At 67.1% G+C, this 11,879-nt stretch carries 13 protein-coding genes and 1 pseudogene; 5 read left to right on the plus strand and 9 right to left on the minus strand.

The annotated features are described in order from the left end of the window. Positions 1-42: 42 nt before the first annotated feature. From A5706_RS10765 to A5706_RS10775, 3 genes are all read right to left on the minus strand, one after another. Positions 43-591 carry a YceI family protein gene (locus A5706_RS10765; protein WP_068130010.1) on the minus strand — a complete coding sequence of 183 codons (549 nt, stop codon included), beginning with the start codon at positions 589-591 and terminating at the stop codon, positions 43-45. 97 nt (positions 592-688) lie between these two features. Continuing rightward, positions 689-958 (minus strand): dsRBD fold-containing protein, encoded by a 270-nt coding sequence (locus A5706_RS10770; RefSeq protein ID WP_231985168.1) that lies wholly within the window; start codon positions 956-958, stop codon positions 689-691. A 183-nt stretch (positions 959-1,141) separates the two neighbouring features. Then, positions 1,142-1,969: an SDR family NAD(P)-dependent oxidoreductase gene (locus tag A5706_RS10775; RefSeq protein WP_068130014.1), complete on the minus strand. Its 828-nt coding sequence runs from the start codon at positions 1,967-1,969 to the stop codon at positions 1,142-1,144. Between the two features lie 114 nt (positions 1,970-2,083). Between A5706_RS10775 and A5706_RS10780 the strand changes: the two genes are divergently transcribed. After that, on the plus strand, positions 2,084-3,355 hold the full coding sequence (locus tag A5706_RS10780; RefSeq protein ID WP_068130019.1) for a serine hydrolase: 1,272 nt from the start codon (positions 2,084-2,086) through the stop codon (positions 3,353-3,355). Here A5706_RS10780 and A5706_RS10785 read toward each other — a convergent pair. Both A5706_RS10785 and A5706_RS10790 read right to left on the minus strand, forming a co-directional pair. Next, a complete protein-coding gene (locus A5706_RS10785; protein WP_068110147.1) occupies positions 3,352-4,578 on the minus strand; it encodes a cytochrome P450 in 1,227 nt (408 codons plus the stop codon). The genes A5706_RS10780 and A5706_RS10785 overlap by 4 nt on opposite strands. Positions 4,579-4,589: 11 nt before the next feature. Next, complete coding sequence (locus A5706_RS10790) at positions 4,590-5,612, minus strand: LLM class F420-dependent oxidoreductase (protein WP_068130022.1); 1,023 nt, start codon at positions 5,610-5,612, stop codon at positions 4,590-4,592. Between the two features lie 140 nt (positions 5,613-5,752). Here A5706_RS10790 and A5706_RS10795 point away from each other — a divergent pair, with 140 nt between their 5' ends. Next, a complete protein-coding gene (locus A5706_RS10795; RefSeq protein ID WP_068130024.1) occupies positions 5,753-7,249 on the plus strand; it encodes an acyl-CoA carboxylase subunit beta in 1,497 nt (498 codons plus the stop codon). A gap of 46 nt (positions 7,250-7,295) precedes the next feature. Here the strand turns inward: A5706_RS10795 and A5706_RS10800 are convergent, their stop codons facing one another. The 4 genes from A5706_RS10800 to A5706_RS10815 are packed head-to-tail and all read right to left on the minus strand — an operon-like array spanning position 7,296 to position 10,321. Beyond that, entirely contained in the window at positions 7,296-8,351 is a 1,056-nt protein-coding gene (locus tag A5706_RS10800; protein ID WP_068130027.1) for a TIGR03857 family LLM class F420-dependent oxidoreductase, read from the minus strand. Then, positions 8,348-8,728 (minus strand): nuclear transport factor 2 family protein, encoded by a 381-nt coding sequence (locus A5706_RS10805; RefSeq protein ID WP_068130030.1) that lies wholly within the window; start codon positions 8,726-8,728, stop codon positions 8,348-8,350. The genes A5706_RS10800 and A5706_RS10805 overlap by 4 nt, the downstream gene beginning before the upstream one ends. After that, a complete protein-coding gene (locus A5706_RS10810) occupies positions 8,728-9,846 on the minus strand; it encodes a PHB depolymerase family esterase (protein WP_068130048.1) in 1,119 nt (372 codons plus the stop codon). Before A5706_RS10810 ends, A5706_RS10805 begins: the two co-directional genes overlap by 1 nt. Before the next feature lie 28 nt (positions 9,847-9,874). Then, positions 9,875-10,321, minus strand: a complete 447-nt coding sequence (locus tag A5706_RS10815; RefSeq protein WP_068130033.1) for a nuclear transport factor 2 family protein — start codon at positions 10,319-10,321, stop codon at positions 9,875-9,877. A gap of 83 nt (positions 10,322-10,404) precedes the next feature. Here A5706_RS10815 and A5706_RS10820 point away from each other — a divergent pair, with 83 nt between their 5' ends. The 3 genes and pseudogenes from A5706_RS10820 to A5706_RS10825 all read left to right on the plus strand — a co-directional run. Then, positions 10,405-11,397, plus strand: a complete 993-nt coding sequence (locus tag A5706_RS10820; protein WP_068130036.1) for a Rieske 2Fe-2S domain-containing protein — start codon at positions 10,405-10,407, stop codon at positions 11,395-11,397. Further along, positions 11,381-11,492 (plus strand): annotated as a pseudogene (locus A5706_RS35215) (hypothetical protein); the annotation flags it as partial. The gene A5706_RS10820 and the pseudogene A5706_RS35215, both read left to right, overlap by 17 nt. A gap of 1 nt (position 11,493) precedes the next feature. After that, positions 11,494-11,879 (plus strand): isochorismatase family protein (locus A5706_RS10825; RefSeq protein WP_156767057.1); only part of this gene is annotated, 386 nt, incomplete at its 3' end.

The raw sequence follows: 11,879 nt of genomic DNA on the forward strand, positions 1-11,879 counted from the left end.
ATGCGACGCGAACTCCGGCCCGGCGTCGTCACCAGGGCGGCGTCAGGATTGCTTGATCGCCTCGATCTCGAGTGTGACAGTCACCTTGTCGCCGACAACGGCGCCCCCGGTTTCCAGCGGCAGGTCGATGTCGATGCCGAAGTCCTTGCGGTTCAACACCACCGACGCCTCGAAGCCGGCGACTTCGCCGTGACCCATGCCCGGATTGACACCGAAGAATTCGAGGTCCAAGGCGACCGGCTTGGTAATGCCCTTGATGGTCAGGTCGCCGCGGAGAACGTAGCTGTCGCCGTTCGCCTCCACCGAGGTGGACGTAAATGTCGCGACCGGGTACTTGTCGACGTCGAAGAAGTCGGTCGACTTGAGGTGAGCGTCGCGTTGGGCGTTGCCGGTGTTGACGGAATCCACCGCGATCTCCGCGTGCACTGAGGGTGTGCCGTCCTCCGCGACGGCGATCGCTCCGCTGAAGTTGTCGAAGCTGCCTCGCACCTTGCTGACCATCAAATGGCGTACCCAGAAGTTGACCGAGGAGTGCACCGGGTCGATCGCCCACGTGCCGGAAGTGACCTGCGTCGTTGCGGTTGCAGTCATGTTTGTCCGTCTTTCCTGTTGGGGCGGCGGCCTGCCCGACGCCTTCGCAGGACTAAGCGGACCGTAGTCCGATTTTATTCCTCGCTGGTCGGTGGCATTATTGCGGTCCGGGCCCACCGGTCGCGGTGGCCGAGGACAGCGCGACAACCTGGTCCGCCAGGTCCGACAACGCCCGCGCGGTCGCCAACTCCTCGCGGGCCTCGCGCACCAGACGGTCGGCGGGGTGCCGGTAAGCGACCCCTAACCCGGCCAGATGCGCGCTACCCCATCGCAGTTCGACCTTCGCGCATGTCCTTCCGCGGTGCTCGTCGAGCGCTAGCGTGATCATCGGTTGCGTAGCGGAATTCGGGCGGCTGGCGTGGTACATGCACCGATCATGCTGCGGGACAGAGTCACTTTCCCGCTCATCGAGCGGCGTGCCGCATACTGATGACTTTGGTCCCACCAGCAACTGCCAATGGCACTTCGCGGTGCAGTGCGAGCTCGAGCGTCACGCCAGCGTGGCGCTCGACAGCGACAGTCACACTGGCGTGGCGCTCGGCGACCCCACCTAGGCGATCTTCGCCGCCGTGCGATCCCACAGCTCACGCGCGAGGTCGGCGTCGTAGGCCGCGCGGTGGGCCTTGGCGATCTTGCGCTTCGCGTAGTACTCGCCGGACGTCCAATCCACCCCGGGGGTGCTCGACGCCAGCCAGACCAGCTGGTCGGCCCCCTCGTCCGCGCTGGAGATAAACCGGGTGATGATCGGCACGCGGTACTTCATGAAGAGGATGGGCCGCGAGCCGGATGCGTCGCCGAAGTTGGTATTGACATAGCCCGGGTGAAACGTTGCGGACGACACTCCCGCCGCGTGGTACCGCCGGTGTAATTCCTTGGTGAACAACACGATTGCCAGCTTGGTCATGGCGTAGGCGGTGCTCGGCCGGCGACGGGCGGTGTTCTCCAGATCGATGACACTCACGCGGGGAAGCAACTTGTGTGACGAGCTGGTCGTGTTGACGACGGTTGCGCGGGAATCGACGAGCACGTCCATCAACCGCGTGGTCAGCAGAAACGGTGCCAGGTAGTTGACCTGAAAGGTCATCTCGTGACCGTCTGCGGTCGTATGGACCTCGGTGAACATGCCGCCGGCATTGTTGGCCAGCACGTCGACACGCGGGTAGGTGGAGCGGATTTTGTCCGCCAGGTCCCGCACCTCGGACAGGTCGGCGAAATCGGCCACGAAATGGTCCGCGCCCAACTCCGCGGCCACCGCGGCGGTCTTGCCCGGCGACCGTCCCACCACGACAACGTTCTCGCCGCTCCGATGTAACCGGCGGGCCGCCGCGGCGCCGACGCCGTCACTGGCGCCGGTGATGACGATCGTCCTGCGTGTCATTGCCAAGTCCTCCCCGGGGGAGTGTAGTGAGCGCCATTGACCCTGGACGAGTGATTCGCCACTGTGGATCGGTAAGCGGTTCGCTCAGCCTTCGGGAGGGGGAAAGGCAGCCAGATGAACGGCATTTCACGCCGCGAGTTCGGGCGGCTGGCCGCCGATGTCGGCATGCTCGGCGTCGCCGGAACGCTGGCCGCGTGTGGTTCGCCGTCGGCGCCGCCCCACGCGGAGCCGACCGAGACCGCCACCCCGATTCCGGACAGCCGGAGCCGGCCGATCAGGCTGACCCAAGCCGACCTGGACCGGATTATCGGCGACCACGCCCAAACGCTGCTGGACCATCTGCGATCCAAGGCCCCCGGCCCGGACTACGCAGTCGCGGTGGCGTTCGCATACCCGAACCACGAATTCAACCGCTTCTATATGTACGGGACGGTGGCCGAAAGGACGCCGCCCACCCCGCGAACGATTTTCTCGATCGGGTCGATCACCAAGACCTTCACCGCGACGCTGTTCGCGGACGGCGCGGCGATGCGGCCGGACTGCTTCGACTGGGACGCGGGCATGCAGCGCTATCTGGGCCGCTACCTGGGCAATGCCGCCGACCTGAGCGCGACGATGCGGCAGATGACTCCGCGAATGCTCGCCCAGCACACCTCTGGTCTGGCGCGCGATTCCACCGGTCCGCAGGACGGCGTCGGCCTGTTTCTCAAAGACCCCTCCGCGCCGCCGCCCCGGCTGGTGGATGTGTGGCGGACCCATGACGGCCCGCCGCCGGGAAGCTGCTGGGTCTATTCGAACCTTGGTTTCGTCACGCTCGGCTACGCCGCCGTCGCCGCGTCTGGGTGCGCAGGTCTGGGGGCGTCGTACGCGGGGCTGCTGCGTGATCGCATCGCCGGACCGCTGGGCATGCCCGACACGATGACGGTCGTCCCGGACGGCGCCCCGGTGGCGCGCGCGTTTCCAAACGGCCGAGAGGTGTCGTCCGGCGCCGCCTCGGACATCAAGTCGTCGGCGGCGGACATGCACACCTGGCTGCTGGCGCAACTGGGGGCGGTGAACGGACCGCCGACCCTGATCAAGGGCATCGCCACGGCGGTACAGCCCACGCCGTTGTCGGTCGACATCTGCGGGAAGACCCAACGCGGCCCGGCCAACATGGGCCTGGCGTGGCAAGTCGAATCCGGCCCGCCACAGATCATTTGGAAGGACGGCCTGACATCCCTGGGCGGCTGTTCGGGCTGGATCGGCTTCACTCCGCCGGGTCCCAACCAGGAACCGCTGGGCATCGCAATTCTGGTCAACGGCTATTGGGACAAGGACGGGCCAGCGGTGATCGCCGACAACCATGGGCCCGCGATGCTCAAGCAGATCGCGGCCGCCATCTAGCCGGGAGTCAGCGAGTAGCGCACCGGCAGGTGCTTGAGGCCGCCGACGAAGGTGGTGGCCATTAGTTCCGGATCGCCGGTCAGCTCGATGGATTTCAGTCGGGGCAGCAGCTCGGAGAAGAAGCTGTTGACCTCCATGCGGGCCAGCGCCGCGCCCATGCAGAAGTGCACGCCGTAGCCGAAGGCCACGTGTTTGTTGGGGTCGCGCCCGACGTCGAATCGAAACGGGTCGTCGAAGACGTCCTCGTCGCGGTTGGCCGAGACGTAGGACAGCAGCAGGGAATCGCCTGCGGCGATGGGGATTCCGCGCACGGTCGTGTCCCGCGCGGCGGTGCGCATGAACTCCTTGACCGGGGTGACCCAGCGGATCATCTCCTCGGTGGCCAGCGGCATCAAGTCGAGGTTGCCGCGCAGGCGCTCGCGCTGGTCTGGGTTCTCGATGAGCGCCTGCATGCCGCCCGAGATGGTCGCGCTGGTGGTGTCGTGTCCCGCAGTGGCGACGATGAGGTAGTACGAGACGGTGTCGATGTCCGAGAGCGGTTCGCCGTCCACGCGCGCGTTGGCGATCGCCGACGCCAGGTCCTCGGTCGGGTGCTCGCGCCGGGCCGCCGTCACGCCGTTGAAGTATTCGAACATGTCGAACAACGCAGGCAGCTGATCCTCATTCGTGGTGCCGCGTTTGAATTCGGAATCCTCGCTTCCGAACAGCTCCTGGGTCAGTTTGAGCATGCGGGGAAAGTCGGCCTCCGGCAGCCCCAGCAGCGACATGATGACGTAGAGCGGGTAGTTGACCGCGACGTGCTGGACGAAGTCGCACTCGGGGCTTGCCGCCATCATCTTGTCGACATAGATCTTGGCCAACTCGTCGACCCGAACCTTCAACGCCCGCATTGCCTTTGGGCGAAACCAGTCCGAGCCGATCGCGCGGACCACGCGGTGCTGCGGATCGTCGAGGTGGATCAGGGTTCGCACGCCCACGGCGAGCGCCTGCTCGTCGCCCTCCCGCGTCGTCAGGACCGGGCGCGGCCAGTTGGTGAACAACGTGTTCTCGCGCTCGATGTCCATGATGTCGGCGTGTTTGGTGATCGCCCAGAACGGCTTATAGTTCGGCACGTCGACCCACGACACCGGGGCATTCGCCCGCAGGTGGGTCAGCGCCGCATGCAGCCGCGGCTCGTCGGTGTAGGCCAACGGATCCGTCAACAGCTTGGCGGCGTCGTCCATCGTCGGCGTGCTCACTGGCGAAACTCCTTCATTGCGGCGCTAATACAGTTTTGCGAGGCGGTCATAAAGATCGGCAGGACCCGATCGACGACGTTCGCACAGCGGTCTTTCAGGGCGGTACCGACTTCCCCGGCCGGGCCGACGACGGCGAAGGTCGCCAGCATTTCGTCGTCGATCAATGAAGCCATGGCGTCCCACTCCCCCTGCTTGGACAGCCGGTTCAGCTCCTCGTGCAGGTCCCCCCAGCCGTGCAGCTCCAGCACCTTGCGGTAGGCGGGAGTCGATCCATAGAAGGCGATCTGCTTGCGCACCGCGGCCGTGGCCGTCTGCAGCTCGGCGTCATTTTCGCCGGTGGCCACCAGCACTTCGGCCGACAGCTCGATGTCCTTGCGGTCGCGGCCTGCTCGTTGCAACCCGCGCAGCAGCGCCGGGGTGGTGACCTCGGTGATGTACCGCTTCGACACCATCGGGTGACCCAGGTGGCCGTCGGCGACCTCGCCGCACATTTCGGTCATCGCTTCACCGACCGCGGCCACGAAAACCTTCGGCGGCGGATAGGGCTGGGGCTCGGGCGTGAACATCGGGGTCATGATCTTGTGCGTGTAGAAGTCGCCCTCGAAACGTAGCTTGGTGCCGTCACGCCACGCCGTCCAGATCGCGTGCAGCGCCGCGACGAATTCCCGCATCCGGCGCGCCGGATGGCTCCACGGCATGCTGAACCGCTTCTCGATGTGGGGCTGGATCTGGGTGCCCAGGCCGAGAATGAACCGGCCCCGCGAGTACGCCTGCAGGTCCCAGCCGATATTCGCGACGATCATCGGGTTCCGGGCGAACGCCACGGCGATGTTGGTGCCGACATCGAGCCGCGACGTGTGCTCGGCGGCCAGCAGCAGCGGCAGGAAAGGGTCGTGACTGGTTTCCGGGGTCCATCCCCCGTCGTACCCCTGCTCTTCCAGGACTCGGGCGGCCTCGGCGGCCCGAGCCAGCTGATTGGGGATGCCCCCGTCGATCTTGAGGCGAGGGCCGTCAGACATGCGGGTAACTTTACAGTAAGCAATCCAGTATGTGACCCTGCTGGTGTTGTGGCGATCGCAAGCGCGGCGTGGCCGGGCGGAGCGGGTCGCCACCATCGGACCAGGCGCGTGACGGATCTCCCGTGAGGTAGGACATAGGCATGACAAAACCCCCCGATTGGCAGGAGACGCTCGAGGACCTCGACCGTCGCCGGCGGCGCGCGTGGGGCATGGGCGGACCCGAACGCCTGGACAAGCACCGCGGCAAGGGCAAGCTCGACGCCCGGGCGCGCATCGACCGGCTCGTCGACCCGGGGACCTTCCGCGAGATCGGCACGCTGGTCGGTGGCGAGATCGCGGCCGACGGGCTGGTCGTCGGCTCCGGCTCGATCAACGGTTCGCCGGTGATGTTGGGCTCGGAGGACTTCACCACCATGGCGGGCAGCATCGGACCCGGCGGCAACTCGAAGCGCTACCGGATCGCCGAACTGGCGCTGCGCGACAAGATTCCCCTGGTGATGCTGCTCGAAGGCGCCGGCTTTCGTCCCGGCGGTGGACATTACGGCCGCACCCCGACCGACCTGCTCTCCCAGGCGCAGTGCTCGGGCCGGGTACCGACCGTCGCCGCCGTGCTGGGCCCGTCGGCCGGGCATGGCGCTCTCGTCGCGCCGGTCTGCGACTTCCGGATCATGAGCACACAGGGCGCGATCTTCACGGCGGGGCCGCCGGTCGTCAAAGAGTCGACCGGAGAAGAGATTTCGAAGGAGGACCTCGGCGGGCCCGTCACCGCCTTGCCGAGCGGAGTGATCCACAACGTGGCCGAGGACGACGAGGCCGTCATCGCGGACATCCGGCGGTACCTGTCGTATTTCCCGCCAAGCGCGTGGTCATACCCGGCGCCGCTGCCGCCGGACGAAGCCAGCCAGCCTCGTGCGACACCCGAACTGCTGGACATCGTCTCCCGCGACAACCGCCGCGTCTACGACATGCGCGGGGTTCTGGACGTGGTCTTCGACCGGCCGGACTGGTTCGAGGTCCAGCCGCAGTACGGCAAGGCGATCATCTGCGCGTTGGCCCATCTCGGTGGGCACCCGGTCGCGGTGGTCGCGAATCAGCCCAACGTGCTCGCGGGCTCCATCGACGCCGCCGCCGCGGACAAGGCGGCGCATTTCATCCTGGTGGCCGACTCGTTCCACTTGCCCATCGTGTTCCTCGCCGACAACCCCGGCATGCTGCCCGGCAGTCGTTCCGAGCGCAGCGGCGTGCTGCGCGCCGGTGCGCGGATGTTCGCCGCACAGACCGCGGCGACCACGATCAAGCTGCACGTCACGCTGCGCAAGGCATACGGATTCGGCTCAATGGTGATGTCGCTGTTGGGTTTCGATCACCAGAGCGCGACGTTCGCCTACCCGGGCGCGACGATGGGCGCCATGAGCGCGGCGGCGCTGGGCCGGGCGACGCATGCCGGTGAGGACACCACCGCGAAGCTGCGGGACGCCGAGTTGCAGGCGTCCTATCGCTCGGCCGAACACCTGGGATTCGACGAGCTCATCGATCCCCGCGAAACCCGTAACGCCCTACTGGATTCGCTGCTGCGCGGCCTGTCCAGTCGTCAGGCCGCGGCCGAGCCGGTCAGCCGGACCGTCATCCTGCCCTAGGGTTTTTACGGCGAGCAGACACAAAAGCCCCCAAAATGGGCCATTTTTAGGGGCTTTTGCGTCTGCTCGCGCTGTAGGCGGCAACCACGGGCTCGAGCTCGTCGGGCGTCGCCCCGTGCATGATCACCGCGTCGGCCCCGTAGTCGAATTCCTTGCGGATGCGGTCCACGCACTGCTGTGCCGACCCGGTGGCCGACGGTTCCAGCCACTCGTCGGGGATCAGCGTCGCTATGTGCTCGATCTGCTCGGGCGTGGCCTTGTGGTCGATCCCGCCGGCGATCGACGTCACCACCGAGTCTTCCCGAAACCGCTGCAGCACAGCGGGATCCCACTTGTTGGTCTGCACCAGCAGATCGCCGTACCCCTGCAGATACGTGGCCAGGCGCGCCACGGTCTTCTTCAGCCGCAGCTGCTCGGGAAGATGATCGCCGACCGTGGCGAAGCACGACCACACCCGCACGCTGTCCGGGTCACGGCCGGCCTTCTCCGCGGCGGACTTGACCGTCGCCACGCAGCGCTGCAACGTCTCCGGGGTGAAGTAGGTGTGCAGGATGACGTCGTCGAATACGCGGCCGCCGAGCGCCAGCGTGTTCGGCCCGAACGCCACCAGCGCCAGGCGAATGTCCTCGTCGAAGTCCGGGTCCAAGAACAGGATCGGGTACTTCCCCATCGGCCCGTCGTGGTTGAAGATCAGCTCCCCGTGCCACAGCCGGCGCATGACCTGGGCCCAGTCCTCCATCTGCGCGGTCGTCACGGCCGGGATGCCGAACGCCCCGTAGATCGCGGCGATGCCGCGGCCGACCCCCAGGGTGAATCGCCCGCCGGAGAGCCGATGCATGGTGGTCGCCCACGATCCGGTGATCAGCGGATGGCGAGTGTTGTGATTGGTTGCTGCGGTGGCGATTTGCATCCGGCTGGTCACCGCGCACGCCGCACCGACGAGCGACGAGGCCTCCTTGACGTTCCACCGCTCGGAGATGAACGCGGTGCCGAAGCCCAGCTCCTCGCCGCGGCGGGCCTCGTCCATGAGCGTCGCGGGCCCCTCGCCGCCGGCCCCGGCGAGCAGGTAGTAGCCCAGTTCGTCAAGCGTGCGCTCGCTCAATTCCAAACCCCTTGCTTATATCCGCAATTCCACACCTCGGTGATCCTGCCGGCGACGACGCGGAACACCTCGATGCTGGCGACGTTGGTTTCGGTGCCGTCCTTGGTGGTCATCGACGAGTCGTAGACGAGCGCCACGTGCTCGCCGTCGTCGCCGGCGACCACGATGTTCAGGTCGAAGCGCAACTTGTCGAAAATCTTCCAGAGGTCCTTGATCCGGTTGACCGCCTGCTCGCGGGTCAGGGTGTGTGCCTCACCGACCTCGTGCCGGATGACGGTGTCGGCGAACAACTCCTCGGCCAGGTCGTAATCGCGTTCGTTCCAGACCACCAGGTTGTAGAGCTCGACGACTTCGCGGGCCGTCCGCGTTCCCGCCATCAGCCGGCCACACCACTCAGAAAGCGCTCGGTGACCGCCTGCACGCGCCGGGAAAATATGTGACCGACGTGGCTGCCGTCGTACCAGAACAACTGGCCGCCCCAGCGTTCCTGCAACGCGACCGCCGGCTCGCGCATTGCCATCCGGTCGTGCCAGGCCCCGACGATCAGCCGACGGTGCGGTGGTGGTGCCGGGTCGGCCCGCAACGGGTCGATCACTGAGGTCAGCTTCGCGACCTCCGGCGAGCCCAACACTTCGCGGAATCCCGCGCGCGACTGCCCCCAGCGTCCCAGGTGCCGCGCGATCATCGCGTTGAGCCCGAGGATCGGGGTGTACAGCGCCACCGCGTCGATCTGCCTCTCGAGGTGGGAAACCAGCGCGGCCACCGGGGTGCCCATCGAAATCCCCGCCACCACAACGGCGGTGGCCTGCGGCTGCACCCAGCGCACCACGGCGCGGACCTCCGAGACCGACCGCATCATGCCCGCGACGTTGCCCAGGGGATCCACGTCCGGATAGGCCGGCCATTCCCGGCGCCGGCTGCCATGGCCGGGTTGCACCGGCATCGCGACGTTGAACCCCAGCGTGTGATGTATCCGGCCGATCCGGGATAGCAGCAAGTCTTCCGTGCCGCCCTGCCCGGCGCCGTGCACCCAGACCAGCCACGGCCTCGGGCCGTCGCGATGCCGGCACAGGTGCACGACTGCGCGGGCCGGGCCGCCGAAGCCTTCGGCCTCGAGTGTCGGCGGCAGCGCAGGATCGTGTTCGAACGTCATCCGCTCGTATTCCAGTCCGGCGATCTTCCGCCGCCGTATCGAGGTCGCCCGCAACGGTTTTGGCTCGGCATGCGCCCCGTCGATGCCGAGGGCCGACAATTCCTCCGCCGCCGCGCTACACGAGTCCACCGGCCGCATCTCCGCCGGGCCGCCGGCCAGCAGCGAAAAGCCGCTCAGCACAAGCTCGTCCAGCAGGACCTCGCCGAACTGGCGCAGCCCGCGTGGGGACGCCGGCACCCAACCGGTCGATTCGTTCAGGCCGGTCACGGTGCGGGGCAGCAGCATGCTCAGCTCGCGGGCCACTTCCTTGGAGAGGCCCAGCCCCCGCGTCGCCCATGACATACCGATCACCTCGAACCAACGGCGCCCATCAACCGCCATCGCTGACCCTCAGTATCGTCCGGGTCAGATGCAGGGTTTTGATCCGCCAGGCGCCGTCGCGCTTCTCGTAGGTCTCGTGGTAGTGACCGGCGCCGTGCAGCTCGCGGCCGTCCGCGAAGACCAGCAGGTCCTCCATGGCCCAGATCCCCGTCGCGGTGGTGGCCGAGGTCAGGGTGATCTCCGGGGTGTGGCAGTGGTGCACGGTGGCGACGTTCTCCAGGCCGCCCATCACCATGGGTACGAAGTTGTCGACCCCTTCCAACGGTGGCGCCGTCTTGGGATCGGCGCCGCCGGCGGATACCGCCGTATCGAGGGTGACCACCAGATCGGGGGTGAACACTGTGCGCCACGACTCGACATCCTTGGTGTCCAGGAACCGGCAGTAGCGGGCTTTGAGCTGCCGGATCGCTTCCAGCTCGTCAGCCGCCTGCGTCATCTGTCTCCTTGTGGCTTACCGGCCGAACTGCTGAAATCTATACTGTAACGACCTTAGTATCAACGATCGCGGGAGGCGCCGGCGTGAAAGTGCCGTTCACCTGGAAGGTGACCGGGTGGTTCATGGTGGGGTGGTCACCCGAGTTCCCCGTCGGCGAGGTGCGGCCGCTGCGCTATTTCGGCGAGGATCTGGTCGCCTACCGCGACGAGCAGGGCGTATTGCACGTGCTGGAAGCCCACTGCAAACACCTCGGCGCCCACATCGGCCACGGCGGCAAGGTGGTCGGTGACTGCGTCGAGTGCCCATTCCACGGGTGGCGCTGGGGTCCCGACGGCACCAACCGCTACATCCCCTATCAGCCCGAGCGGCCCAACCGCGCGCTACGCCTGCGGGTGTTTCCGGTCCGCGAGCAATACGACTGCGTGTTCATCTGGCATCAGCCGGACGGCAAGGAGCCGCAGTGGGAGATGCCGGACATCTTCGGAAAGTTCCCCCAGTTCGAGACCGATCCGGCGGCCTATTACCGCGCCTATCCGGAGTTCTCCCGGCGGGCCGAGCGCGAACCGGTGCACCCGCAGATCGTGGCCGAGAACGCACCCGACAGCGCGCACTTCGAATACGTGCACCACGCCACGGTGACGCCCCGGGTGCTGGACTGGAAGATCGTCGAACACGAGTGGCAATTCGTCGCCGGTTGGCCGGACGCCAGCAGCGACAACCCCGACGATCTCGCGTTGCGTTTCCACAGCCACCTGTTCGGCCTCGGCGGCGCGATCAGCGTCTTCGAGGGCGCGCAGAATCATCGGCTGATCTTCACCTGCACCCCGGTCGACGACGAATGCTCGGACCTCTTCTACTCGATCTGGTGGCCGCGCATCCCGGGCGACGAGTCCGCCGTGCCTGAGGGCAAGCTGCGCGAGGTGATCGAACGGCAGTTCCTGTCCACCGTCTTCGACGACCTGCAAATCTGGCGCTACCAGAGGTACGTGGAACACCCGCCGCTTTCCAAGGTGGACGCGAAAGGCTATATGGCGCTGCGCAAGTGGGCCACGCAGTTCTATGAAGTGCCGGCATGACTGCGCCAGCGACGATGCAGTGGGGGTACCGCCCGCTTGCGGGGGACGAAGCGATGAGGTGGGGGCACCTCCCGCTTGCGGGGGAGAGCGGCGCGCGTGGCTAAGCTCGATGACCTCGTGGCGCCCGGGCACACCGCGATCGTCACGCAGGAGTGCCAGGGCGCGGTCATCGGTCCGAACGCCGGGCTGCCGGTGCTGGCCGAGGAGGCGCGCCGCGTCGCGCTGCCGAACATCGTGCGGCTGCTGCCGGCCGCGCGGGCGGCCAGGGTGCGCGTGGTGCACTGCCTGGTGCAGCGACGCCCCGACGGGCTCGGCTCCAATCACAACGCCAGAATCTTCGGCGTCGGGGGTGGGAACGTCGGCATCACTCCCGGCACTCCCGGCGCCGCCCTACTACCCGAATTAGGGCCCGAGCCAACCGATTTGGTCCTGAGCCGCTGGCACGGCGTCGGGCCGATGGGCGGCACCGACCTCGACGCGGT

The organism is Mycobacterium sp. E796, assembly GCF_001672815.1.
Taxonomy (GTDB): domain Bacteria; phylum Actinomycetota; class Actinomycetes; order Mycobacteriales; family Mycobacteriaceae; genus Mycobacterium.

Excerpts from the sequence above, each read along its gene's own strand:
- A5706_RS10765 (WP_068130010.1), bottom strand. The coding sequence starts at position 591 with ATGACTGCAACCGCAACGACGCAGGTCACTTCCGGCACGTGGGCGATC.
- A5706_RS10770 (WP_231985168.1), bottom strand. The coding sequence starts at position 958 with ATGTACCACGCCAGCCGCCCGAATTCCGCTACGCAACCGATGATCACG.
- A5706_RS10775 (WP_068130014.1), bottom strand. The coding sequence starts at position 1,969 with ATGACACGCAGGACGATCGTCATCACCGGCGCCAGTGACGGCGTCGGC.
- A5706_RS10780 (WP_068130019.1), top strand. The coding sequence starts at position 2,084 with ATGAACGGCATTTCACGCCGCGAGTTCGGGCGGCTGGCCGCCGATGTC.
- A5706_RS10785 (WP_068110147.1), bottom strand. The coding sequence starts at position 4,578 with ATGGACGACGCCGCCAAGCTGTTGACGGATCCGTTGGCCTACACCGAC.
- A5706_RS10790 (WP_068130022.1), bottom strand. The coding sequence starts at position 5,612 with ATGTCTGACGGCCCTCGCCTCAAGATCGACGGGGGCATCCCCAATCAG.
- A5706_RS10795 (WP_068130024.1), top strand. The coding sequence starts at position 5,753 with ATGACAAAACCCCCCGATTGGCAGGAGACGCTCGAGGACCTCGACCGT.
- A5706_RS10805 (WP_068130030.1), bottom strand. The coding sequence starts at position 8,728 with ATGGCGGGAACGCGGACGGCCCGCGAAGTCGTCGAGCTCTACAACCTG.
- A5706_RS10810 (WP_068130048.1), bottom strand. The coding sequence starts at position 9,846 with ATGTCATGGGCGACGCGGGGGCTGGGCCTCTCCAAGGAAGTGGCCCGC.
- A5706_RS10815 (WP_068130033.1), bottom strand. The coding sequence starts at position 10,321 with ATGACGCAGGCGGCTGACGAGCTGGAAGCGATCCGGCAGCTCAAAGCC.